The sequence below is a fragment of the Micromonospora sp. ATCC 39149 genome (assembly GCF_000158815.1).
Taxonomy (GTDB): Bacteria; Actinomycetota; Actinomycetes; order Mycobacteriales; family Micromonosporaceae; genus Micromonospora.
On sequence record NZ_GG657738.1, the window covers coordinates 3335709 to 3358947 of the forward strand.

Genomic DNA, 23239 nt, shown 5'->3' on the forward strand with positions numbered 1-23239 from the left:
GAACCGTCTTCCTGACGCGCACGCTGCGGCACGACCGCCGACTCGAACGACAGCCGGCCATCCGGCTGCGCCACCACCTGCGTGTACTCGGAACGAGAGGATTCCACCGCGACCGGGATGTCACACGCCGCCGCCGAAGCAAGCGCCTCGGCCTCGGAAACCGCAGATCCGCTACACGACGGAGACGCCCCACGCGCCGGCGAGGCAGCGAAAACGGTCGGCGCCGCCACTGCCGCCGTCGACAGGAGCAACCACCCGACCGTCGAAGCCACAAGCGCCCCGCGCCGAGACAGCAGGCCTACCTTCTCAGGGGAGCCCCTGCCGTGCCCATCGAGTCCGATGGGTGTCGAGTTGCCCATACCGTCCAGCACAGGGCCTCCCCCCGACACCCATGGCGATCAATTGATGTGGGACTGTAGTCGAAATCGCACTCGGCAGCCACAACATGACTTTGCGTAACAACGCCTGACTGGGCGAGGCAGTCACACAGTCCGACAGGCGACTGCCACCTCCGAACCGCTTCGACCTGCCTCGATCACATGGAGCGACTCAGTACGCCCCACAGCGAGGAGGCACCCTCATCACGCAGAGCAAGCGTCGTAGCGAAACCCTTGACCTGGATGTGATCAACACAACAGCAGAGAGAGATGACTCGGCTTCCCCGGCCAGGGCGCGCGGACGTTTCGGGCGCCTCGCTTTCGCCTCCGCCACTCACGCACGAAACCGGCCAACGTGAGACAGGCCGCCCAGGGTCGCGGGCCGCCGAGCCGCCGTCGACCGTTAACTCTCCCCCGGCGGGCGGGCCGATGGTCGGAAGACACAGCAGGCGAGCATCAGCTGGCGAATCCGCGTCAGCAAAAAGACGACATCGATGAAAGAGGGTGAGTCCACGAGAAGGGATGCCAGCATGACATCAGGTGTGATCTTGAAGAGGTGCGGATGCCGGGACGACGGCGGTCGGCGGTTGGAGCAGCGCTGCCCGAGCCTGGGCGACCGGCAGCACGGCACCTGGTACTTCCACTGCTCCGCTCGCAACGTTCTCGGCCAATCCGAGCGCGTCCGCCGAGGTGGCTACCCATCGCAGGTGGCGGCGCGCAAAGCGCGGGACGAGTGGCTGGCCGCGACCGAGGCGCAGCGCACCGCCAGCGGATGGACCGTCGAGCGGTGGCTACGCCATTGGCTCGACCAGCACACCCGGATCCGGCCGACCACCCGGCTGCACTACACCCGCGACGTCGAACGCGTCCTGATCCCCCACCTCGGTCAGTACCGCCTCGCCGACCTCGACGCCCGACTGCTGCGCACCGTCTTCGACCGGATCGCCCAGACCACCAACACCAAAGGGCTGCCCCAATCCGCCTCCGCGATGCAGCACCTGCGCACCACCCTGCGCGCCGCGCTCAACCTCGCCGTCAGACAAGGCATCATCGAGGGCAACCCGGCCCGTCACATCACCGTCGCCGGCTACCGCAAACCCCACGCGCAAGTCTGGACCGACGACCGCATCAACGCCTGGCATGCCTCCGGCGAGCACCCCTCAGTCGCGGTGTGGACCGCCGAACAACTCGGCACGTTCCTCGACGCCGTAGCCGACGACCCCCTGTTCGCGTTCTGGTGGCTCACCGCACTGCGCGGCCTGCGCCGCGGCGAGATGTGCGGGCTGCGCTGGACCGAGATCGACCTCAACCACGGTGTGCTCTACGTCGAACGCAACCGCACCACCGCCGGCTACCAGGTCATCGAAGGCGACCCGAAAACCCCCGCCGGACGCCGCCCAGTCGCCCTCGACAAACGCACCCTCCACGTCCTGCGCGAACACCGAAAGCGCCAACAAGAGCAGCGGACACGCCGCGAGACCACCGGAAAGACCTGGATCGACTCCGGCTACGTATTCGTCCGCAAAGACGGCAGCCCTCTCCATCCTGGCTACGCCAGCGGCCGGTTCCGACTCCTGATCAAGCGGACCGGCGTCCCCCCGGTCCGACTGCACGACCTACGCCATGGGGCCGCATCCCTCGCCCACGAAGCCGGCGCCGACCTCAAGACCCTGCAGGACATGCTCGGTCACTCCAGCATTCTGGTCACCGCCGACACCTATACCAGCGTCCTGCCCCTGACCCACCGACGCAGCGCCGACGCCACCGCCCACCTCGTCCTCGCCGCCGCCCATCGCACCCGCGCCACAATCCGCGAGGCGAGCCTCCGCAACCGGCCCAAACTCCGGTCAGCGACCGATACCTCCACCCGAAAGGCAGCAGCGAAGAGGAGAAAGCCTCAGATCAGAAAGTCGCGACCCTCGCATCGTCACGGAAAGTGACGACACCCGGGTGGCGCCCACGTAACACCCAGCGTCCACACTAGCCATACACGACAACGGGCCTGACCGCGTTTCCGCAGGTCAGGCCCGTTACGATCTTGTGCGCCCGAAGGGACTCGAACCCCTAACCTTCTGATCCGTAGTCAGATGCTCTATCCGTTGAGCTACGGGCGCTTGCTGCTCGGCCAGTCTACACACCGGCTTTCGCGCGGAGACTCCGGGATTCGAACCCGGGAGGGGCTTTAAGACCCCAACCGCATTAGCAGTGCGGCGCCATAGACCAGACTAGGCGAAGTCTCCCAGGTGGCCCGTAGACCACCGCGCCCGAGGATACAGGTCCGCACCCTTTCGGGGCAAAGCGACTATCGCAACGCGGCTGGCCGGGCAGGGAGGACCGCCAGGTATGGTGCGGACGGGCGCGTCCCACCCAGGTATTTCCCCCTGTGCGGCATGAGGATCAGGGCTAGGCTCCATCGACATGGAGGAGCAGTCCCCGAGCGACCCGTCCCACCGACAGCCTGGTGAGAACGCGCGGCGGCGCCGTTCCCCGAGGGCGACCTTCACGCCGCCGGTCGATCCTGATCCCGCACCGGCCCAAGCCGAGGATCCCGCCCCGGAAGCCGCGCGGCCCCGGCCGCGCCGAGGCGGGGTGGCTCCCACTGTGATCTTCCAGCCGCCCGAACCCGACCAACCGGCATCGTCGCCGCCGGGTTCCAAGCCGGTCCCGGCCCAGGCGGCCCTGATCCACTCTGCCGCGTCGGAGCCGCGCGAGCCGTTCAGGGGTACGGCTCGGCGACGTGATCAGGCACACCTTGGCACCGAGGAGGCGCCGGCCGGGCCCGCCGAGGCGAAAGCGGCCAGGCCGGCCGCCGCTGGGAGCGTCCCCGCCGGGGCACCCGAGCCCGGCACCGCCGCCGAGACATTCGATCCGAGCGTCGCCGCTGAGGAGAAGACTCCTGATACGCCTGAGACTGACGGTACCGCCGTCAGGCGGGCACCCCGGGCACGGGCGCCCCGGAAGGCCCCCGCCCGCAAGGCGGCGCCGGTCGAGCAGGCAGCGCAGACCGCCCCGGCCACCGAACCCGTAGAGCTGACGGAGCCCGACAAGGCAAGCAAGACCGACAAGGCCGTCAAGGCCGTCGAAACCGCCAGGGCCATGCCGGCCAGGAAGACCGCCACGCCGGCCAGGAAGACCGCCACGCCGGCCAGGAAGACCGCCACGCCGAGGAAGGCCTCCCCGAGGAAGGGCGAGCCGCAGCGAACCACGCCGGGAAAGGAAGAACCGGAGGGAGCCACCGCCACCCCGCCCGGGCCTATGCCCGCGCCGCAGGCGACCGGGCCGGCCCCGGGCCCGGCGGCGGACGCCGGAGCAGGCGGACGGATGCCGGGGGCGGCGTCGGCGCGTACCTCCGATGGGGGCCTGCGGGCGACGGCCGTGCGGGTGCTCGACCAGCCGGGCTTCGCTCCAGAGCTGCTCGCCCTCGCCGCCGTGCGGACGCTCGGGCCGCGCGCCCGCGACTGGGTCTCCTGGCATCGCGCCGCCTACCCCGACGCGGTGCCCGACGGGTTGGCGCGGCTCGCGACCCGGCGGTTCGTCCGCCTGGCCGGGACGGGTGGGGCCGCCGCCGCGCTGGCGGGACTCTTCGCGCCGGTCGCGGAGCTGGCGGTGGTGCTGTGGACGCAGGCCAACCTGGTGTTGCACCTGGCGGCGGCCTACGGGCGGGACCCGGCCGACCCGGACCGGGCGGTGGAGCTGCTGGTGTTGACCCGGGTGCACCCGGATGCCCAGAGCGCCCGAGCGGCGCTGGCCGCAGCGGAGCGGAGGGCGACGGCGGACCCGGCGGAGGGGGCGGAGGGGGCGACGGCGGAGACAACGGAAGGGGCGACCGGGACCTGGGGAGCGACCGAGCCGGCCGAGGTGCCGTGGTCCCGGGTCGCGGAGGGGGCCTGGCGGTTGGCCGCGCCGCTGACCGCGCAGGCCGGCGGGTGGCTGGGGCTGCGGGTGGCGTCCCGGCTGCTGCCGGGGGCGGCGGCGCTGGCCGCCGCGGCGGGCGACTCGGCCGCCGCCGAACGGCTGGCGGCCCGGGCGGTCGCCGCCTACCGCCCGGCCCTGACCTCGGCCCCGGTCAGAGCCAGCTGAACCAGGACTTCGGCAGGAGCGCGTAACCGACGAAGGCGACCACGTCGAGCAGGGTGTGCGCGACGATCAGCGGCATCACCCGCTTGGTGCGAAGGTAGAAAAGGCCGAACACGACGCCCATCACGGCGTTGCCGACGAACGCGCCGAAACCCTGGTAGAGGTGGTAGGAGCCGCGCAGTACGGCGCTCGCCGCGAGCACCGCGCCGAGCCGCCACTGGAGCTGGCGGAGCCGGGTGACCAGGTAGCCGACGACGATCACCTCCTCCAGCACGGCGTTCTGCGCCGCGGCGAGGATCAACACCGGAACGGCCCACCAGACCTCCGGTAGGCCGGCGGGGACGAGGGTGGCGTTGACGCCGAGCTGGGCGGCGGCCCAGAACAGGGCGAGGCCGGGCAGGCCGATGAGCGCCGCGAGGCCGGCACCCCGGGCCAGGTCGGCGCCGGGCCGGCGCAGGTCCACCCCGAGGGTACGGACGGGATCGCCGGGGTCGCGCGCCAGCAGGTGTACGGCGAGCAGCACCGGCAGCAGCGCGAAGACGATGCCGAGTAGCTGGTACGTCAGGTCGAGCCAGGGCCGGGCCGACTGGGAGGTGTTCAGCGCGGCGGTCTGCTTCGACAGCGGTCCGTCGGCGGTCAGCTTCGCGATGATCGACACGAGTGCGTAGACGGCCGACTGCCCGAGCGACAGCCCGAGCACCAGCAGCGTCTCCGTGCCGAGGACCCGGCGGGACACCGGGCGGGTGAGCTCCTCAACGGTCACCGCACCACTGTGCCCGACCGACGCGCGGTGCGGACACGGCCGACGAGCCGGTATGAGCTGATCGCACATTCTGTGCGATCGACAGGCACGCTCCGTGGACATTCTATGGGTGCCCGATCCGCCGTCAGCCCGATCCGCCGCCAGGAGGAGGAGCGCCCCCGTGGACCATGTCGCGCGGTTGCTGAAGGAGAGCTGGACCCTGGTCGAGGAGGACCGGGACCGGCTGAGCGGTCACTTCTACGCCCGGCTCTTCCTCCTCGACCCCGCGCTGCGTCAGCTCTTCCCGGTCGAGATGGCCGGCCAGGGTGACCGCGTCCTGGACGCGATCGTCACGGCCACCCAGGTGGTGGACGATCCGGAGAGCTTCGACGAATACCTGCGCTCCCTCGGCCGGGACCACCGGAAGTACCACGTCGACGCGGCGCACTACGAGACGATGGGCGTCGCGCTGCTGGACGCGCTGCGTAGCACTGCCGGCGACGGCTGGAACCTGGAGTACGACCAGGCGTGGCGGGACGCGTACGGGGCCATCTCGGCAAGGATGCTGGCCGGGGCGGCGGCGGACGACAACCCGCCGTTCTGGCACGCGGAGGTGTTGACCCACGAGCGGCACGGGCGGGACACCGCCGTGCTGACCGTGCGCGCCCTCCAGCACCCGCTGCGGTGGCAGGCCGGGCAGTACGTCAGCGTCGAGGTGCCCCGCCACCTGCCCCGGGTGTGGCGGACGTACTCGGTGGCGAACGCGCCGAACGACGACAACGTGCTGGAGTTCCACGTTCGTACGCCGCGGGGGGCGGGCTGGGTCTCCGGGGCTCTGGTCCGCCGCACGAAACCGGGTGACCTCCTTCGCGTCGCCGCGCCGATGGGCTCGATGGTCCTGGACCGTTCCTCCGAGCGGGACGTGCTCTGCGTCGCCGGCGGGGTGGGGCTGGCCCCGGTCAAGGCGTTGGTGGAAGAGCTGACCGGCTGGAACCGGACCCGCTGGGTGCACGTCTTCTACGGGGCCCGACACGCCGCCGACCTGTACGGGCTGGCCCAGCTCCGCGAGTTGGTGGAGGCCCACCCCTGGCTCTCGGTGACGGCGGCGTGCTGCGACGACCCGGACTTCGACGGCGAACGGGGCGACATCTCCGAGGTGATCACCCGCTACGGCCCGTGGACCACCCACGACTGCTACGTCTCGGGCTCGGCCCGAATGGTCCGGTCGACCCTGCGGGCCCTCGCCGAGGACGAGGTCCCGCCGCCGAACATCCGGTACGACACCTTCGGCGAGCTCTAGACCGACCGGCACCGAGCGCCTCCCCGGCCGCGCCGTCCGGTTAGTCGTCCGGTTAGTTGTCCGGCCGCGTCGTCCGGGCAGTCGCGAAGGCTTTCCTCCCCCCGAAAAGGACCGGGTCGCGTGCCCCCGCCCCCTGGGGCACGCGACCCGGTCCACCTCTGCGCTCAGTACCGCCAGGGGGTGCCGGTCTCGCGGTACTCCTCGACGGGCACCAGCGGCACGCCGGGCGTCATCCGGTCGACGTACAGGCGGCCCTCCAGGTGGTCGATCTCATGCGCCACGAGACGGGCCATGGCGAACTCGAACGAGGTGATGAGGCGACCGCCGTCCCACTGCGCGTGTTCCACGTCGATGCGCAGCGACCGGGGCACCAGCCCGCGGTGGTCGAAGAAGGAGAGGCAGCCCTCGTACTGCTCGTCGGTGTCCGGGGACGAGTCGACGACCCGGGGGTTGAGCAGCACCACCGGCTCGGCGGCACGGTCCGGCGGGCGTACGACGGCGGCGGCCCAGGCGAGGCCGAGTTGCGTGGCCGCGATGCCGACCCCCTTGCTGAACGGATGCAGCTCGTCGAGGCGGACCAGCGCCGAACCGAGCCGGTCGACCACTTCCCGGGCGACCCCCGCCTCGGCGGGCAGGTCGAACTGGCGGCTGGGCTGACGGAGCAGGTCCGCGCCGCGCTGGACGATGCCGAGGCCGCGCATCCGGTCGCTGGCCCGTGCCCGGACGCCGCCGGCCGGGCCGCCAGGGGCGGATTCGGGCGGGCGGCTGCGGAACCGCCATTGCAGCCGGTACCGGGCGTTGAGCGGCGGGTCCTCGGTGGCCCAGTCGAAGACGGCCCGATCGGCCCGGTCGTGCCGGACGACCGGGCGGCGCAGCGGCCCCTCCTCCGCCGAGAGCGAGGTCTCCAACCCCCAGACCAGGGGGTCCAGCTCCGCGGGGAGGTCCAGCCGCACCTCCAGGTGCCGGGTGGGCAGGCGTACGGCGCGCTGGAACCAGGGGCCCCACTTCTCCCGGCCGACCCGGTACGCGTACTCGATGGTGACCCGGTCGCCGGGGTAGAGCGGGAACCGGCCCTCGTCGTTCTCGAAGAGCAGCCAGATCTCCTTGAACGCGTCCCGGTCGTGCTTGGCCCGCCAGTGCATCGGCTCGGGCTGCCCACCGTCGTCCCGGTACGCCCGCAGGTGCAGCTCGGCGAAGGTGAGCGGGTGATCCCGGTGGTGCCGGTTCGACCGGCCCGGGTCGTTGGGGTACCGGTCGACGGCGACCCGGACGAGGTAGCGGGTGACCGGTTCGGTGCCGGCGTTGTAGAGCTCCCGGCGGATGACGCAGTGGTAGGCGTCGCCGGTGTAGGTGAGGACCGCCCGTTCGCGCTCCACGATGAGCCCGGTCCCGGGGGGCATCCACTGGCCGGGGGCGGGGTGGTCCCGCAGGGGGGTGGCGGAGCGGCCGTGCCGCAGTTCGTCGTACTCCCGGAAGCGCTGCCAGATCGTGCCGCTGGCCTCCAGGACGGCCTCCGCCCGGCGGGCGAAGTCCTCGGTCGGCCGGTGCCGGCGCCCCTCGACGTGGCTGACGTAGGACGGGTCGAAGCCCATCAGCGTGGCCAACTGCTTCTTGGACAGGCCCCGCTCGGTCCGGTACCGGGCGAGTTCGACCGCGAACGACTCGGCGGCCCGCTCGATGGGAGAGGTCGTCATCAGCTTCCTCAACGCCGGGGAGTATTAGTTTCACGTTCAGTACGTGAACGCGCACAGAAATGGCACATTGCCGACATTTACCTTGACAACTCGTCCATAAACGTCAATAATTTCGCGACCCGACACCCGAGCCGCGCGTTTCCGCAGTCCTCGACCGGGTAGTACGCGGCGCGGCCGCCTATCGACCCGCGGGCCGCCGGAGTGATCGGAGCCTCCCGACCGCAGCCAGGCGAAGCTCCCCCCTTACTCAGAGGCAGCAGTTAGGCTAGCCTTAGCTCACCGGTTCGAGGTTCCGGTGGGAAGACCAGGGGCGGGGGGAGATCGGGTGACTGCGGTGATGCCCACGCGGGAGGCCGCCACGCCGCTCGCCCCGGTGACCGCCACCCTGCGCGCCATGTTCGGCACCGACGACGTGCCCGGCCTCGCACCGGGCCTGCTGGTGACCGACGACCGGTGCGGCTGGGCCCCGGCCACCACCCTCGTCGACGGCACCCGGCTGCCCGAGCTGCTGTCCGCCGCCGCGCTGCGCTGGGGCGGCACCCCGCACGCCTGCGCCGCCCTGGCCTGGAAGTCGTACAGCTACTGGGCCGCCCTGCCGGCCGTCCTCGGTTGGGCGGCGGCCCGCCGGGTCCCGCTGCTCGACCCCGCCGACGTGCTGATCCACTTCGAGGACCACCGTCCGCTGGTCACCCTCGGGTTGCGCCGGTCGACCACCGTCGCGGTGCTGCCCAGCGACCCGCTGGCCCTGGCCGGGTTTCCCGAGACAAGGGTCGTCGCCGACGAGGCCGCGCTGCTGGCCGCGCTCCGCGCCTCGCTGCTCGACGCCCACCTCGCCCCGCTGGTCGCCGCAATCCAGTCCGAGGTCCGCATCGGCACCCGTACGCTGCTCGGCTCGGTCGCCTCTGGCATCGCGCACGGCGTCCTGCGGGCGGCCGACGCGCTGCCCGGCCCCGCGGCCCGGCACGTGGAGACGCTGCTCGGCGCGCTCGGCCTGAGCGACCTGGTCGAGCTGGTGCCCGGTCCGACCGGCGAGCCGACGGTCCAGCGCCGCACCTGCTGCCTGGCCTTCACGCTGCCCCGGCCGAAGGTCTGCCAGGGCTGCTGTCTCCGCGCCGCCTGACCGGCCGGGCACCCCACCGCCGCCCGCCAGCACCGCCGCGGGCCCACGTCCCTCGGGCCCACCACGCCACGCAGCCCCGGCTCGGGCCTCCGCCCGGCCGGGCCGTTTGCGGCCCCGGCTCAGCCCGTCAACGGACGGACATCCCACACCCAGGCCCCGCCGGTGTACGTCGGACGGATGCCGGTCAGCTCGGTCATGCCTCGGCGCAGCGCGTCGGCATGCTCGTGCGGGCCGAGCACCACCACCCCCGCCCGCCAGTAGCGCAGGTCTTTCACGGCGTTCACCCGGGCCAGCGGGGTGACCCGGGGCACCTGCCCAGTGCGCCGGATAACGATGAAGAAGCTGCTGGTGGGGCGGGGCGGGGCGGTGAACAGGGCGATCCGCCCCTCCGGCGCCCGGGGGCGGGTGTCCGGCCCGAGGAAGTAGCCGCGCGCCAGCGGCAGATCCAGCCCGGTGGCCGCCGACCAGCGCAGCGGGTCGGGATAGTCGGTGTCGGGCAGCGGCAGGGCCACCACGCTGCGCCCGCCGGCCACGTACGGACGCCAGGCGCCGGAGCTGACGAACGCGGGCACGGGATCGAGGCGAACCGACGGCAGCGGGGTGGGGAACGCGGGGAGCAGGGCCATGGTCAGCACGGTGGCGGTGGCGAAGCGGATCTGCGGCCGGGCGGCGGGGTACTCCCTGGCGAGCCGGCGGGCGTGATCCGCGCCAAGCGCGAGCAGCACCCCGACGATCGGTACGGTCGCCAGCGCCCACCGGGTCGGCACCACGGAGTGCAGGATCGGCAGGTTCTCCAGCGCGGCCCAGGGGCCGGCGATCCCGGTGGCCCGGCCCTCGAACTGGATCTCGCGGCCCAGCGAGAGCACGGCGAAGAGCAGGCCGAGCACCGCGAGGCCGAGCACCGCCGGGCTGCGCCGCAGCCACCACACGACCGCGCCCACCAGCACCACCAGCGGCCAGCCGAAGAAGCCGTTCTCCTCGGTGGGGTTCTTCACCAGCTTGAGGTTGGCTTTCGGATCTCCCGCGATCGACTCGCGGGCGAACGCGGTGAACGCGGCCAGGTCGGTGCGGTAGCCGCGGATCAGCCGGGACAGCCCCTCGTACGCGCCGGGGCCAAAGAACTGCACGTAGAGCGGGTACGCCAGGGCCAGGCCGGCGAGGAGGGCGGCGACCGCGAGACCGGCGAGGAACGGTCGGGCCTGCCGGCGCAGGTCGGCCCGGCCCAGGGCCAGCGCGCCGACCACCACGCCGAGCCCGATCGCGGTCATCAGCAGGATCTCCAGGTTGATGAACGCCTGCCAGACGATCACCAGGCCGAGCAGTACGCCGTTGCGCAGCCACCGGCCCCCGTCCGCCAGACGCAGGGTGCGCCAGACGACCAGCGGCACCACGAACTGGCTGACGATGTTGGGGTGGGCGTTGGCGTGCGAGACCATCGCGGGCGCGAAGGCGCAGAATCCGGCCCCGAGCCAGGCCGGTCCCCGGGATCCGATCAGCGCCCGGGAGAGCACGAGATACCAGGCGGTCCCGGTGGCGATCATGCCGCCGGTGAGAAAGACCAGGAATGCGGTACGCGGCCCGAACAGGACGGTGATAGGCGCCATTGGCAGCGAAATGGACAATACGGATGTGTTGGCCATCAGATTGACGCCGTCCGGCACGTTCATTCGGTCCGAGCCGAACGGGTAGGCGAAATCGGTCACCACCCGCGCGCCGTGCGCCATCATCCATTCGAAGAGCGCCTGATCCGACCGGTTGTCCCGGACGCCGTGCCCCGGGTTCACCCAGAACCGGACGGTCACCCAGAGGGCGATCAGCGCGAAGCTGAGCATGGCGGCGACGTCGACCCACCACCCCCGCCGGGCCGCCTCGGCATCGCCCCGCCCAGCCTCGCCACCGGGATGGCCCGGTTGAGGAGTAGTCATAACAATTCGTAGAGTAGTCAGGGTATGGCACTGACGTGACATGTTTCGGGGGACTGGCGTACTATGTGCCGGGTTCGCCGACCGCCGATCTCGTGCCCACCCCCGACCACAATTCGGCCACCACGGTGCCCCGATTTCCCCGCCGTCCGCCTCGGATGGTTCACTCTGTCGGTCCCGGGGCAGGTCGAGTCACACCGTGAGGAATCGACGCATGGCAGATATCACTGGGGATCAGCGAGTCCAGTCCGAGGTCCTCGAAGGGCTCGCGACGGCGGTCAACCACCGCAGGTGGTTCGTCGAACTGGCCATCCCACACCTCGGCGACAACCCCATCGAGATCGGCAGCGGACTGGGCGACTATGCCCTGGAGTGGTCGGCGCACCTCCCCCGCTTCACGGCCACCGAGGCCGACCCGGATCGGCTGGTCGCGCTGAAGGAGCGCCTCGCCGAGCAGCCCGCCATCGAGGTACGGCAGATGCTGCTGCCGCACTCCGAGCGCGGCGACTACAGCGCCGCCGTCTCGTACAACGTGCTGGAGCACATCGAGGACCACGTGGGCGCGCTGCGCAGCATGCGCGACCTGGTCCGGCCGGGCGGGAACGTGATCATCATCGTGCCGGCGTTCCAGTTCGCGATGAGCCCGGCGGACATCGCCACCGGCCACGTCCGCCGGTACACGAAGAAGACCCTGGCCGCCGCGATGACCGAGGCCGGGATGACCGTGGAGAAGATCCACTACGCGAACGCGCTCGGCCTGATCGGCTACTTCATGGCGACCAAGGTATTCCGGCTGATGCCGAAGGAGGGCCCGATGGTCAAGGTCTACGACACCCTGGTCCTCCCCGCCACCAAGGCCGCCGAACAACTGGTCCGTCCCCCCTTCGGCCAGTCCGTCTTCGCCGTAGCCCGAGTCCCCGCCTGACCCCCTCCCCCTCCCCCTCCCTTCGCGATCTTGCACTTGCGGCCCCCGCTGAGCCGGCAAAGGCGTGAACAACGGGCCGTAAGTACAAGATCGCGGAAGTGGTGGGACGGGGTCAGCCCCTGACCTGGTACGTGGGGCGGATGACCGCGCGGGCCAGGGTGTGGAAGGCCAGGTTGAAACCGACGTACGCGCAGCTCGCGCCCGGACCGACTCCGAGGCGCTCGACGTCGACGGCGTGCACGGCGAAGACGTACCGGTGGGGGCGGTCACCGGCCGGCGGGGCGGCCCCACCGAACCCGGTGTCGCCGTAGTCGTTGCGGACGCTGAACGCGCCGCCGAGGTCGGCCTCCTTGACGCCCTGGGGCAGCTCCGTCACCGAGGCGGGCACGTCGACCAGCACCCAGTGCCAGAAGCCGCTGCCGGTCGGCGCGTCCGGGTCGAAGCAGGTGACCACGAAACTCTTCGTCTCGGCGGGGAAGTCCGACCAGGCGAGTTGGGGCGAGACGTTCTCGCCGCCGACGCTGCCGTGGGCGTACCGGGCGTCCATCGGCTCGCCATTGTGCACGTCGTCACTGGTCAGAGTGAACGAAGCAACGGTGGGCAGCAGCTCGTACGGGTCCGGGGCGATCGGTCGTTCCAGGGACATCCGGGTGGTCCTTCCGGTTGGCGCGGTTCTTCTGCGCCTCCTTCTTACCCCGACCCGCACGGTCAATCGACCACCACCGGCCATGCTGCCGAACGTGGCAGAGGTTGTGGGATTCGATAGCCAGGACTGCGAGGCTGCGACTGCTGCGGCCCGCGTTGCTGCTCAAGCACCGCCGCGCCTCCCTGCCTTGCAAGGATCAAGACTGCGTACCGGCGTCGGTCACCGACGCTGCCCTGCTCGCCGCGTCGGTTCACGTCGGCACCGGACTGTGTCCGTCGACCGGCCTGGCTGTACAGCGAAGCCTCGGTAGACCCGCGGATCGAGAGTGCTCTCTTCGGATCCGACTGCGCCGGACAGACCTCGGCCTCACCTGCTAGCTCGGTGTGCCGGTGGCCGCTTGTCTTGCAGGCGGTTGGGGCGGGCGGGGGTCGGCTCATGGTCAGCCCCTGGGGCCGGGCCGCGCATCCACGAACGCGGGGGACCGCCTGGGTGGTTCAGCCAACTGAACCCACACCCCTATGCAGAGTTCTTCATAGGGCCTACGCTGACGCACTATGCCGAACCTCCGGATGACAATGCCGCGCCTACTGGTGTTAGAGGCGTTCCTTGATGAACCCGAGTGCGAGCGATACGGTCTCGAACTCGCGCACGGTGCCGGGCTTGAGCCGGGCACGATCTATCCGATCCTCGTGGCGTTCGAGGCCGCTGGCTGGCTCACGAGTCGGGCGGAGGAGGTGGACGTCCACGCCGAGGGTCGCCCGCGGCGGCGGTATTACCGCCTCACCGCAGAGGGTGTGGCCGCCGGTCGTGCCGCCATAGCCGTTCGGAAGCAACGCACGCAGCCGGGCGCCCGGAGGCTTGCGTGGTGAGCCCAGACCGAGCAGGTGAGCCTGCTCAGCAACACAAACTGACCCGTGCCGAGCGCGCTGCCGTCGCGGCGCTGTGCCACCTTCTGCCATCTGGCTTTCGGAGCCGGCAGCGTGACGAGTGGACGGCTGACCTACTGAGCTTTGCAAGCGGTGCGGTCACCCGCTGGCGGTATCTGGTCAGTGCAGCCTGGACGCTGCCCGCACTGCGCCACGCTGCACGTCGCGGTGGCTTCGCCGACCTGTCAACCGTCGCGCCGGTGCCGGGCGCACTCACGTCGACGGCCCACCTGTTTCTCCTTGGGCTGGGTTGGCCGGTTCTTTCCTGGCTGATCATGGTGCCTCTTACCTACGTGGCGGCGGATGTTCCCGGTCGCATCGACCGGACCGGGGCGCTGGTGGACCCGAAGGCACTGTGGCCGACGAACGGACTTTTCGTCGTTCTGCTTCCCTTGGAGGTCCTGCTGCGCCTGGGCGCCTGGGCTGCGATCCTCGGCGGCCCCCTCCTGCTGGGTGCGTTCGGCGCTTCAGGGCTGGTGCTTGCCGTCGCGCGGTGTCGTCGCAGCGGTAGGTCCCGGCTCGTTATCGCCGCAGTTGGGCTGGTCTGCCTCGCCCTGGCAGCCGTGGCCGGCCTCGTCGCCGGCCTCGCTTGGTCCTACGGTGCCGTCCACCCCGACGCATTCGGCCTCGACAGTGGGCGCACGGTCGCCGTGCTGGGTACTGCGGCCGGAATCCTCGCCCTCGCCGGCCGACGCCTTGAGACGCGTACCCGAAGCGCGCTCGCGGTGCTCAGCATCCTCGCGGTCACCGTGCCCATCGTTCATGGCACGACTACCGGCGCCGAAATGCTCACTTGGTACCTCGACTAGCCCATGGAAATGCCGGGCACAGCGCGCATGTGCTGCTCAGGGTCCACGCTCGCGCATCGACGGACAGGTCGATGCCGCCCGGAGCCGTTGCGCTCCGACCGCCGGGCTTGGCGGTCGGAGCTGCTTGAGCTGCCGCCAGATGTCACGCCCGCTCGCCACCAACTGCGCTACGTCGAGAACGATCAGGCCACCCCGCGCGCCGCCCGGTCGTCACCGTTGGGCCGCCCGATCAGGAAAGTGTCGCGAGAGGATCTCAACGACGCGGCCATGCGGCGCGATGCTCTTGCCAGCGACCGTGGAGCGCCGTATGTTACCGATCACATCAACGGAGCACCGGTATTCAAAACCGGCCTTCGGTCAGCTCATCCGACCAAAGGCGGCACGCTGAAGCTGGGCTGTACCTGAAGCCGTATCTGGGGTACCGGGCTGCACCGCTTCCGCTCCCGACCGCCAGACAGCACGACGCGCGCCGCTCCGGAGACGCGCCCGTCACAGGTCCTCGAGCCGTACCACATCTTGCCACCGCCCCCACCCGCTTAGCAGCAGCTCCAGCGCAGCCGACAGGCAGGACACCACGTTCCCCCGTCACGTCCTGACAGCTTGCCGGACACCCAGGCGGATGCCGCTTGCGTCGCCCGCCCCCACAAGTGAATGCACTGACCGCTGATCCGTCCCGACCGTGAGGTAACCGTGAAACCCGTACGCAGCCCGCGCGTGACACGCCGCACCCGGCGAATCACCATCGGCCTCTCGACCCTGCTGGCAGCCGTGACACTCATGCCCGCGGCGGCCGTGGCCGACAACCCGATAGTCCAGACCGTCTACACCGCCGACCCGGCTCCACTCGTGTACGACGGCCGCGTGTACGTGTACACGGGCCGCGACGAGGACGGCTCGACCAACTTCACCATGCGGGAGTGGCGCGTCTACTCCTCGGCGGACATGGTGAACTGGACCGACCACGGCGTACCGATGAACCTGGGCACCTTCAGCTGGGCCAGCTCCGACGCCTGGGCGGGACAGGCCATCTACCGCAACGGCAAGTTCTACTGGTATGTGCCGGTGCGCATGTCCAACGGCTCGCAAGCGATCGGAGTGGCGGTCTCGGACAATCCCACCGGGCCGTTCCGCGACGCGCTCGGCCGCCCGCTGATCCAGAACTCCGAGATCGACCCCAACGTCTTCATCGACGACGACGGGCAAGCCTACCTGTACTACGGCAACCCGCGCCTGTGGTACGTCCGGCTCAACGCCGACATGATCTCCTACTCGGGCAGCCCCACGCAGATCCCGCTCACCACCGCGGGCTACGGCACCCGCACCGGAAACGCCAGCCGCCCGACCCTGTACGAAGAGGGGCCCTGGGTCTACAAGCGCAACGGCCTCTACTACAACGTATTCGCCGCTGAGTGCTGCTCGGAGTTCATCGCCTACTCGACAGCGCCCGGCCCGACCGGACCGTGGACCTACCGCGGGACGGTCATGCCCCGCCAGGGCGGCAGCTTCACCAACCACGCCGGCATCGTCGACTTCAACGGCGGGTCGTACTTCTTCTACCACAACGCGGCGCTTCCCGGCGGTAGCGGGTACACCCGATCGGTCGCCGTGGAGAAGTTCACCTACAACGCCGACGGCACCATCCCGACCATCAACATGACCACCGCGGGTGTTCCCCAGGTCGGCACGCTGAACCCGTACACCCGCCAGGAGGCCGAGACCATCGCCTGGGAATCCGGCGTGGAGACCGAGCCGTCCAGTGAAGGCACCCTGAACGTCGGTTACATCGACAACGGCGACTACATCAAGGTCAAGGGGGTGAATTTCGGGCCCGGCGCCGCCTCCTTCAACGCCAGGGTCGCCTCGGCGAGCGCGGGCGGCAACATCGAGTTGCGCCTGGACAGCCTGACCGGCCCCACCGTGGGCACGTGCGGCGTGCCTGGCACCGGCGGCTGGCAGACCTGGACCACAGTCTCCTGCACGGTCGGCGGCGCCACTGGCACCCACGACCTCTACCTGCGGTTCACCGGTTCGGGTGGCGGACTGTTCAACCTGAACTGGTGGCAGTTCAACCCGTCGGCCGGCGGCAACCAGCTCACCAACGGCAACATGGAGAGCGGCACGACCGGGTGGAGCGTGTTCGGCAACGCAACCCTGTCGCCGAACACGAGTGTCGTGCACGGCGGGACCGGATCGCTCCTGATCACCGGCCGGACGGCGTCGTGGCAGGGCATCCGCCAGGACGTCACCTCAAAGCTGGTCAACGGCAAGAGCTATGCGACAAGCGTCTGGGTACGCACACAGAGCGGAACCCCCTCTGCGAAGGTGACCCTGGCTTTGACCGCCAACGGCACCACCAGCTACGTCCAGCTCGCCCCGGCGACGGCGGTGAACCCGAACGGCTGGACCCAGCTGACCGGCACCGCGACCGTCTCCTGGACCGGCACCCTGACCAGCGCCACCCTCTACATCGAGACCGTGGCCGGAACGGACAACTACTACCTCGACGACGCCACGTTCCAGTGACGTCGATGGCGCACCTATCAGGATGAGCACTGTCAGCGGCGCCTGGCTCCTCCGCCCAAAACGGGGGAGCCAGGCACTCACCCGCAAAGATCACAGCGTTGCCGCCGATCTGCCGCCACCAGTGAGCCCGAGCGGCCCAGGTGAGACGTGCTCGCGTGCTGTAGACACGCCCCCTGGCCAGCGTACGCGCTGGGCAGGGGGCGTTTTCGCTGCCCAGGTGGCGGAGGGTGTGGGATTCGAACCCACGAAGACATCGCTGCCTTACCGGTTTTCAAGACCAGCGCCATCGGCCACTAGGCGAACCCTCCCGGACCACGCCCCGAGGGACGCGACCACCGCCTAGTCTGCCAGAAGTCGACCAGCCCGCGAGCCGCCGTCCCACCCGGGACGAAACGGTGGCCGGCCGGGGCCACCATGACTGACGCGCTGGTCACCACGATCACGGCCGCCCGGGGAGTCCACAGTGGCCGAAAGGATCATCGTCGCCACTGACTGGTCCGGGCGTACAGGGCCCACCGGATCGGGTATGACTGGGCGATGCGCGCGATCACGATCCCGAAGCCCGGTGGACCCGACGCACTCGCCTGGGCTGAAGTGCCCGATCCCGCTCCCGGCCCGGGTGAGGTGGTCGTCGACGTGCGGGCCAGCGCCGTCAACCGGGCCGACCTGCTGCAACGACAGGGGCACTACCCGCCCCCGCCGGGCGCGCCCGCGTACCCCGGGTTGGAATGCTCGGGAGTGATCAGCGCGCTCGGTCCCGGCGTGGCCGGGTGGGAGGTAGGCCAGGAGGTCTGCGCGCTGCTGGCCGGCGGCGGATACGCCGAGCGGGTGGCCGTGCCCGCCGGGCAGTTGCTGCCGGTGCCGGACGGCGTCGACCTGGTCGACGCGGCGGCGCTGCCCGAGGTGGCGTGCACGGTCTGGTCGAACGTCGTCCAGACCGCCCGGCTGGCGAGGGGCGAGACGCTGCTGGTGCACGGCGGGGGCAGCGGGATCGGCACGTTCGCCGTGCAGCTCGGCGCGGCGCTGGGGGCGACGGTGGTGGTGACGGCCCGGTCGGCGAAGCACGAGCGGCTGCGCGGGCTGGGCGCGGCGCACGCGATCGACTACCGGGAACAGGACTTCGTCGACGAGGTTCGCCGGGTCACCGACGGCCGGGGCGCGGACGTGATCCTCGACATCATGGGCGCGGCCTACCTGGCTCGCAACGTGGCGGCGCTGGCCACCGGCGGCCGGCTGGTGGTGATCGGGATGCAGGGCGGCCGGAAGGCGGAACTGGACCTGGGGGCGCTGCTGGCGAAGCGGGCGTCGGTGGCGGCCACCGCGCTGCGGTCCCGGCCGCTGGCGGAGAAGGCCGCGATCGTCGCGGGCGTACGCGAGCAGGTGTGGCCGCTGGTCGCCGCCGGCACGATCCGCCCGGTCGTCGACCGGCGGCTACCGATCACGGAGGCCGCCGAGGCGCACCGCCTGGTCGAGTCCAACGCCCACACCGGAAAGGTCCTACTGACCCTCCACCCCCACCGGCCCGGATCGTCGCGGTGATCAAGAGATTTGCGTCAACGACGTACGCGCTCAGGACGCAAACCTCTTGATCAGCGGCGAAGGGGTGGGGGCTCAGGCGGGGGCGCAGTCGTCGCAGCCGGGTTGCGTGTGGGGCCGGGGGAGCATGAGGCGGGCACCCGGGCCCTCGCCCGCCAGCTTGTCGTCGGGGTTGTAGAGGACGCAGCGCTGCAACGACAGGCAGCCGCAGCCGATGCAGCCGTCGAGATCGTCGCGGAGCTTGGTCATCAGCCGGATCTTCTCGCTCAGCCGGGCCCGCCAGGCGGTGGAGAGTTCGGTCCAGTCGGCCGCCGTGGGTGCGCGGGACGCGGGCAGGGAGTCCAGCGCGTCGCGGATCTCCTCCAGCGAGATGCCGACCTGCTGGGAGATGCGGATGAACGCCACCCGGCGCAGCTCGGCGCGGGCGTAGCGGCGCTGGTTGCCGCCGGTGCGGTCGGCCCGGATGAGGCCGAGGCGCTCGTAGTAACGCAGCGCCGAGGGTGCGATGCCGCTGCGCGCGGCGAGCTGGCCGATGGTCAGGGATTCCTGCATCACGTCGCCTCGAATTGAAGTGGACTTCAACTTCTCTAGGCTAACGGCACGGCCACCATGACCGCCACCACGGCGGAGCCCCGAGGGCGACGCATTCCTTCGCGGCGTTCGACGCCACGAGGCGGGGACGACGCGACCGGACAGGGCGGGGCGGGGCGGGGCGGGGCGGGGCGGGAGGATCAGTCAGCGCGAAGGGGGCGGGATCAGTGCGACGGGCGGCCGACGGGACGGCGGCGGGCGCGCTCCCGGCCGAGGATCCAGATCGCCTCGACGCCGTCCTTCCAGGTGATCTTCTTGCCCTCCTCGCGGCCCCGCGCGCGGTAGCTGATCGGCACCTCGTACGGGCGGATGCGCTGGCGCAGCAGCTTGCCGGTCACCTCCGCCTCCATGCCGAAGCCCCGCGAGCGGACGTCGAGGGAGCGGTACAGGGCGACCGGCATCAGCTTGAAGCAGGTCTCCAGGTCGCCGATGTACGAGTTGAACAGCACGTTGGCGGCCATGGTGACGCCCTTGTTTCCCATCACGTACCAGAAGCTGTACGCGCTGTGGCTGCCGAAGGTCCGATTGCCGTAGACCACCGTGGCGCGGCCGTCGAGCACCGGGTCGAGCAGCTTGGGAATGTCCTGCGGGTCGTACTCCAGATCGGCGTCGAGGATGACCATGTACTCGCCCTCGGCGTTGTCGACCGCCGTCTTGATGGCGGCGCCCTTGCCTGCGTTGCGATGGTGGGTGATCACCCGCAGCCGCGCGTCGTCCGCGCGACCGAGGATCTCGCCGGTGCCGTCGCGGCTGCCGTCGTCGACCACGACCAGCTCGATCTCGCACGGGTAGTCGACCGCCAATGCCTGCTTGAGGGCATCCGCGATGCGTTCTTCCTCGTTGTAGACCGGCATGAGGATCGAGAGCTTCACGGGAATCTCCACGGTGGCGGCGACACGTCGGCCCTAGCCTAGCCTGGCAGGTCAGCGCGGCGGGGTGCAGCACCGCCGGGCGTCGGGCTCGGCGCGTTCAGCCGGATGGTGTTTACTTCGCGCCATGTCGGCAGCCGGCTCCCTGCTCGTGGCGGCCCCGCTCGTCGCCCTCCTGTCCCTCACCGTGGCGCTGCGCCCGGCCGGGTCGGACGCTGTCGCCCCGCTGCGCCTCGCCGTGGTCCGGGCCGCAGTGGTCACCGGCGCGTTCGCGGTGTTGACGGTGGAACTGCTCGGCGCGCTGCGCCTGCTGACCATGCCCGCCTTCGCGGTAGCGTGGCTGCTCTTCGTCACCGCCGCCGTGGCGGCGGCGAGCCGGCGACGCGTCCGCGCCGGCAGGCCGGCCGGGTTCGGCACCGGCCGGGCCGCGGCCGTCGCCGTCCGCGCACGGCTGGCAGACCGATGGCGTACGGCCGGACGGGGCGAGCGGCTGCTGGCCGGCACGGTGGGCGGGATGGTCCTGGTCGAGCTGCTGATCGCGTTGCTCGCCGAGCCGAACAACTTCGACTCGCAGACGTACCACCTGCCGAAGGTGGAGCACTGGGTGGCGCAGCGCAGCCTGGAGTTCTGGCCCACCGCGATCCACCGGCAGGTGACCATCCCGCCCGGGGCGGAGTACCTGCTGCTGCACCTGCGCCTGTTCACCGGCGGCGACCGGCTGCACAACCTGGTCCAGTGGGCCGCCGGGGTGGGCTGCCTGCTGGTCGTCGCCCGGATCGCGGCGCAGTTCGGCGGGGGACGGCGGGCCCAGCTCCTCACCGCGTTCGTGCTGGGCACCACGCCCATGGTGGCGCTCCAGGCAACCAGCACCCAGACCGACCTGGTCTGCGCCGCCTGGGTGGCCTGCGTGGCGACCCTGGCGCTGGACGGGCTGCGCCGGCGGGCCGGGGTCGGCACGCTGCTGCTCCTCGGCGCGGCGACGGGACTGACCGCGGTGACGAAGACCAGCGGCCTGATCGGGGTCGGCCCGCTGCTGCTGCTCTGGGGGATCGGCCAGCTTCGGCTGGCGTACCTCGAAGGGACCGTGCAAAGCGGCGGTGGCGACCGACGGGCCGAGATCGCCGCCGACGGACCTGCCCGGCCGGCCCTGGTCGGCGCGGGCGGCGCCGGTCCGCTGCCCGGCGGCAGCGATCGCCGAGCCCGGGTCGACGAGGTCGACCGGTCGGCGGTTGCCGCCGGGCAGGTGGGATCGGTTCGGCCGGGGCGGCGGCCCGGGGAGCGGTCCCGGGCGGGCGGCATGGCCCGGACCGTGGCCGGCTCGGTGCTGGTGCTGCTGGTGGCCCTGCTGGTGGTCGGCCCGTTCCTGACCCGCGTGCAGGCCGAGTTCGGGCACCCGTTGGGGCCGCCGAGGCTGCGTGAGTCCATTCCGATGGAGCGGCACGACCCGCCGTCGGTCCTGATCAACGCGTTGCGGATCGGGCACACCGCGCTGGACACGCCGCTCGCGCCGGTCCGGGCGGGCGCGGCCGAGGCGATCATCGCCGGGGCGCGGGCGATCGGCGTGGACCCACAGGACCGGGCCATCACCTTCGGCCGGGAGGTCTTTCCGGTGCCGGCCTGGTACCCCGACGAGGACCGGGTGGCGTTCCCGCTGGCCGGCACGCTGGCGCTGGTCGGGGCGGTGTTCGCGCTGGCCCGTCCGGCCCGGGTCAGCCCGGCCGCGGCCGGTGCCCTGCGCGGGTACGCGGTCGTCGTGGTGACCGCCGTCGCGCTGCACACCACGATGATCAAGTGGCAGCCGTGGGGAAACCGGCTGCTGCTGTACGCCCTGGTACCTGGCGGCCCCACTGGCCGGGCTCCTGGCTGGACTCGCTCCTTCCGCCGCCGGCTCGCGCCCGAGGGGCCGGGACGGCTCGCCCGCCCCAAGGGCCCAACGGGCGGGGACGGCTTCGCCCGCCGGCCACGCCCAGTTGGGCGGGAACGGTTTCCTCCCCGGCCGCGCCGGGCCGCCGGTCGGTGGCGGTCGGGCTGGCGGTCACGATGCTGGCCACGTCCGCGCTGGCCGGGGTGCTCGCCCTGTCGTACGGCTTCCCGCGTCGGCTGGTCGGGGCCGGGTCGGTCTTCACCACCTCGGAGTGGGACACCCGCTTCCTGCGCCGGCCGCAGTGGGCCGACGAGTTCCGGGTGGCGGCCGACGCGGTCCGGGCCGCCGATGCCCGGCGGATCGGGTTGGTGCAGCAGAACGACAACTGGGAGTACCCGTGGTGGCTCCTGTTGCGCGACGCCGACGGCCGACCGCCCGAGCTGGTGGCGCTCCAGTCGGTGCTGCCGGACCGGCCGCCGGCCGATCCGGCCTCGACGGACGCGATCGTCTGCACCGGCAGCCGCAAGGCCTGCGCCGACCTGGTGCCCGCCGGCTGGACGCTCGTCTGGCGGGGCTACGTCGGATACGCCCTGCCACCGCCCCGCTGACGCAAGGCCCTGCCGCGCGGCGGCACTCCCGCGCGACGGGCACCCTCCGCGCGGCGGGTCGTTAACAGGGGTCCCCTGCTATACCGAAAGCGTCAACAGGGGCCCTTCCTATCGCTACTTGAGCAGGATCAGGCGGGCGGTGGCGGCGTCACCGTCCTTGGCACCGGCGATGCCGACCGTCGCGCCGACCCGCACCGCCTCGGGCTGGACGGTCGTGCGTCGTTCCACCACGCGCAGGCCGCCGCCGAAGGTCCACGTCATCGTGAAGCCGTCGGTGGACTTCACGGTCATCGAGTCGCCGTCGATCGCGGTGACCTCGCCGTGCAGAGCGTTCTTCCGCAGCAGCACCCGGGCCTGCCGGCGCTTGCGCCACTGTTCGGCCCGCTCGCCCCGCCGGTCCTTCGCTCCGGCCTCGCCGGTGGCGGGTGCGGGTGTGGCCGACCCCGCGGGCGCCGGGGCGGCGACCAGGTCGAGGTCGCCCGCGTCGAAGCCCAAAGCGGCGAGCGCCTGCCCCTCCGCGCCCAGCGCGGCGGACACGTCGACCGCGATTTCCTTGCCCGCGCCCTGGGCCACCTGGGCCGGCCCGCAGCCGGTGACGCCCAAGGCGACCGCCGCGAGCAGCGAGGTGGCGACGATCGCGATTCCCTGACGTGCCATTGGTTCCCTCTCGTCGGTGAGGATCCCAGCGTCGCGCCCCGGTGATCAGGCCG

Annotated in this window: 18 protein-coding genes and 3 tRNA genes; 10 read left to right on the forward strand and 11 right to left on the reverse strand. The window is 71.4% G+C overall.

Annotated features, from left to right (window positions below):
- Positions 1 to 1084 precede the first annotated feature (1084 nt).
- Complete coding sequence (locus tag MCAG_RS14090) at positions 1085 to 2317, forward strand: tyrosine-type recombinase/integrase (protein ID WP_232290166.1); 1233 nt, start codon at positions 1085 to 1087, stop codon at positions 2315 to 2317.
- A 101-nt stretch (positions 2318 to 2418) separates the two neighbouring features.
- Here the strand turns inward: MCAG_RS14090 and MCAG_RS14095 are convergent.
- A tRNA-Arg gene (locus tag MCAG_RS14095) sits at positions 2419 to 2491 on the reverse strand.
- A gap of 35 nt (positions 2492 to 2526) precedes the next feature.
- Positions 2527 to 2617: transfer RNA gene (locus tag MCAG_RS14100), tRNA-Ser, on the reverse strand.
- A 1081-nt stretch (positions 2618 to 3698) separates the two neighbouring features.
- Here MCAG_RS14100 and MCAG_RS14105 point away from each other — a divergent pair.
- Positions 3699 to 4457, forward strand: coding sequence for a hypothetical protein (locus MCAG_RS14105; protein ID WP_232290167.1), 759 nt, complete (start codon positions 3699 to 3701; stop codon positions 4455 to 4457).
- On the opposite strand, the gene MCAG_RS14110 is transcribed toward MCAG_RS14105, so the two are convergent.
- A complete protein-coding gene (locus MCAG_RS14110; protein ID WP_007073656.1) occupies positions 4444 to 5217 on the reverse strand; it encodes a CPBP family intramembrane glutamic endopeptidase in 774 nt (257 codons plus the stop codon). The two genes, MCAG_RS14105 and MCAG_RS14110, sit on opposite strands and share 14 nt — an antisense overlap.
- 160 nt (positions 5218 to 5377) lie before the next feature.
- Here MCAG_RS14110 and MCAG_RS14115 point away from each other — a divergent pair, with 160 nt between their 5' ends.
- A complete protein-coding gene (locus MCAG_RS14115) occupies positions 5378 to 6496 on the forward strand; it encodes a globin domain-containing protein (RefSeq protein ID WP_036373388.1) in 1119 nt (372 codons plus the stop codon).
- Positions 6497 to 6660: 164 nt separating this feature from the next.
- Here MCAG_RS14115 and MCAG_RS14120 read toward each other — a convergent pair whose 3' ends face one another.
- On the reverse strand, positions 6661 to 8190 hold the full coding sequence (locus MCAG_RS14120; RefSeq protein WP_007073658.1) for a peptide deformylase: 1530 nt from the start codon (positions 8188 to 8190) through the stop codon (positions 6661 to 6663).
- Positions 8191 to 8527: 337 nt separating this feature from the next.
- Here MCAG_RS14120 and MCAG_RS14125 point away from each other — a divergent pair, with 337 nt between their 5' ends.
- Positions 8528 to 9310, forward strand: a complete 783-nt coding sequence (locus tag MCAG_RS14125) for an IucA/IucC family C-terminal-domain containing protein (RefSeq protein ID WP_007073659.1) — start codon at positions 8528 to 8530, stop codon at positions 9308 to 9310.
- A gap of 119 nt (positions 9311 to 9429) precedes the next feature.
- On the opposite strand, the gene MCAG_RS14130 is transcribed toward MCAG_RS14125, so the two are convergent.
- On the reverse strand, positions 9430 to 11142 hold the full coding sequence (locus MCAG_RS14130; RefSeq protein ID WP_232290388.1) for a hypothetical protein: 1713 nt from the start codon (positions 11140 to 11142) through the stop codon (positions 9430 to 9432).
- A gap of 304 nt (positions 11143 to 11446) precedes the next feature.
- On the opposite strand from MCAG_RS14130, the gene MCAG_RS14135 reads away from it, so the two are divergent.
- Positions 11447 to 12157 (forward strand): class I SAM-dependent methyltransferase, encoded by a 711-nt coding sequence (locus MCAG_RS14135; protein ID WP_007073661.1) that lies wholly within the window; start codon positions 11447 to 11449, stop codon positions 12155 to 12157.
- A 112-nt stretch (positions 12158 to 12269) separates the two neighbouring features.
- Here MCAG_RS14135 and MCAG_RS14140 read toward each other — a convergent pair whose 3' ends face one another.
- Positions 12270 to 12803 (reverse strand): YbhB/YbcL family Raf kinase inhibitor-like protein, encoded by a 534-nt coding sequence (locus MCAG_RS14140; RefSeq protein WP_007073662.1) that lies wholly within the window; start codon positions 12801 to 12803, stop codon positions 12270 to 12272.
- A gap of 554 nt (positions 12804 to 13357) precedes the next feature.
- Here MCAG_RS14140 and MCAG_RS14145 point away from each other — a divergent pair.
- The 3 genes from MCAG_RS14145 to MCAG_RS14155 all read left to right on the forward strand — a co-directional run bounded on the left by MCAG_RS14145 (position 13358) and on the right by MCAG_RS14155 (position 17061).
- Complete coding sequence (locus tag MCAG_RS14145; protein ID WP_036373394.1) at positions 13358 to 13672, forward strand: PadR family transcriptional regulator; 315 nt, start codon at positions 13358 to 13360, stop codon at positions 13670 to 13672.
- On the forward strand, positions 13666 to 14538 hold the full coding sequence (locus MCAG_RS14150; protein ID WP_157548065.1) for a hypothetical protein: 873 nt from the start codon (positions 13666 to 13668) through the stop codon (positions 14536 to 14538). The genes MCAG_RS14145 and MCAG_RS14150 overlap by 7 nt, the downstream gene beginning before the upstream one ends.
- Positions 14539 to 15315: 777 nt before the next feature.
- Positions 15316 to 17061 (forward strand): family 43 glycosylhydrolase, encoded by a 1746-nt coding sequence (locus tag MCAG_RS14155; RefSeq protein ID WP_007073663.1) that lies wholly within the window; start codon positions 15316 to 15318, stop codon positions 17059 to 17061.
- Positions 17062 to 17279: 218 nt separating this feature from the next.
- Here MCAG_RS14155 and MCAG_RS14160 read toward each other — a convergent pair.
- Positions 17280 to 17369: transfer RNA gene (locus tag MCAG_RS14160), tRNA-Ser, on the reverse strand.
- A gap of 229 nt (positions 17370 to 17598) precedes the next feature.
- Here MCAG_RS14160 and MCAG_RS14165 point away from each other — a divergent pair.
- Positions 17599 to 18600, forward strand: a complete 1002-nt coding sequence (locus MCAG_RS14165) for an NAD(P)H-quinone oxidoreductase (protein ID WP_007073664.1) — start codon at positions 17599 to 17601, stop codon at positions 18598 to 18600.
- A gap of 72 nt (positions 18601 to 18672) precedes the next feature.
- Here the strand turns inward: MCAG_RS14165 and soxR are convergent, their stop codons facing one another.
- The 3 genes from soxR to MCAG_RS34795 all read right to left on the reverse strand — a co-directional run bounded on the left by soxR (position 18673) and on the right by MCAG_RS34795 (position 21014).
- The gene (gene soxR / locus MCAG_RS14170; protein ID WP_036373403.1) at positions 18673 to 19149 is read right to left on the reverse strand and encodes a redox-sensitive transcriptional activator SoxR; all 477 of its coding nucleotides are present in this window, start codon (positions 19147 to 19149) and stop codon (positions 18673 to 18675) included.
- A gap of 203 nt (positions 19150 to 19352) precedes the next feature.
- Positions 19353 to 20060, reverse strand: a complete 708-nt coding sequence (locus MCAG_RS14175; RefSeq protein WP_007073666.1) for a glycosyltransferase family 2 protein — start codon at positions 20058 to 20060, stop codon at positions 19353 to 19355.
- Positions 20061 to 20111: 51 nt separating this feature from the next.
- Positions 20112 to 21014, reverse strand: coding sequence for a hypothetical protein (locus MCAG_RS34795; protein ID WP_232290168.1), 903 nt, complete (start codon positions 21012 to 21014; stop codon positions 20112 to 20114).
- A 1083-nt stretch (positions 21015 to 22097) separates the two neighbouring features.
- Between MCAG_RS34795 and MCAG_RS34800 the strand changes: the two genes are divergently transcribed.
- Positions 22098 to 22529 (forward strand): hypothetical protein, encoded by a 432-nt coding sequence (locus tag MCAG_RS34800; RefSeq protein ID WP_232290169.1) that lies wholly within the window; start codon positions 22098 to 22100, stop codon positions 22527 to 22529.
- A 114-nt stretch (positions 22530 to 22643) separates the two neighbouring features.
- Here MCAG_RS34800 and MCAG_RS14185 read toward each other — a convergent pair whose 3' ends face one another.
- Entirely contained in the window at positions 22644 to 23186 is a 543-nt protein-coding gene (locus MCAG_RS14185) for a hypothetical protein (protein ID WP_007073668.1), read from the reverse strand.
- Positions 23187 to 23239: the final 53 nt, after the last annotated feature.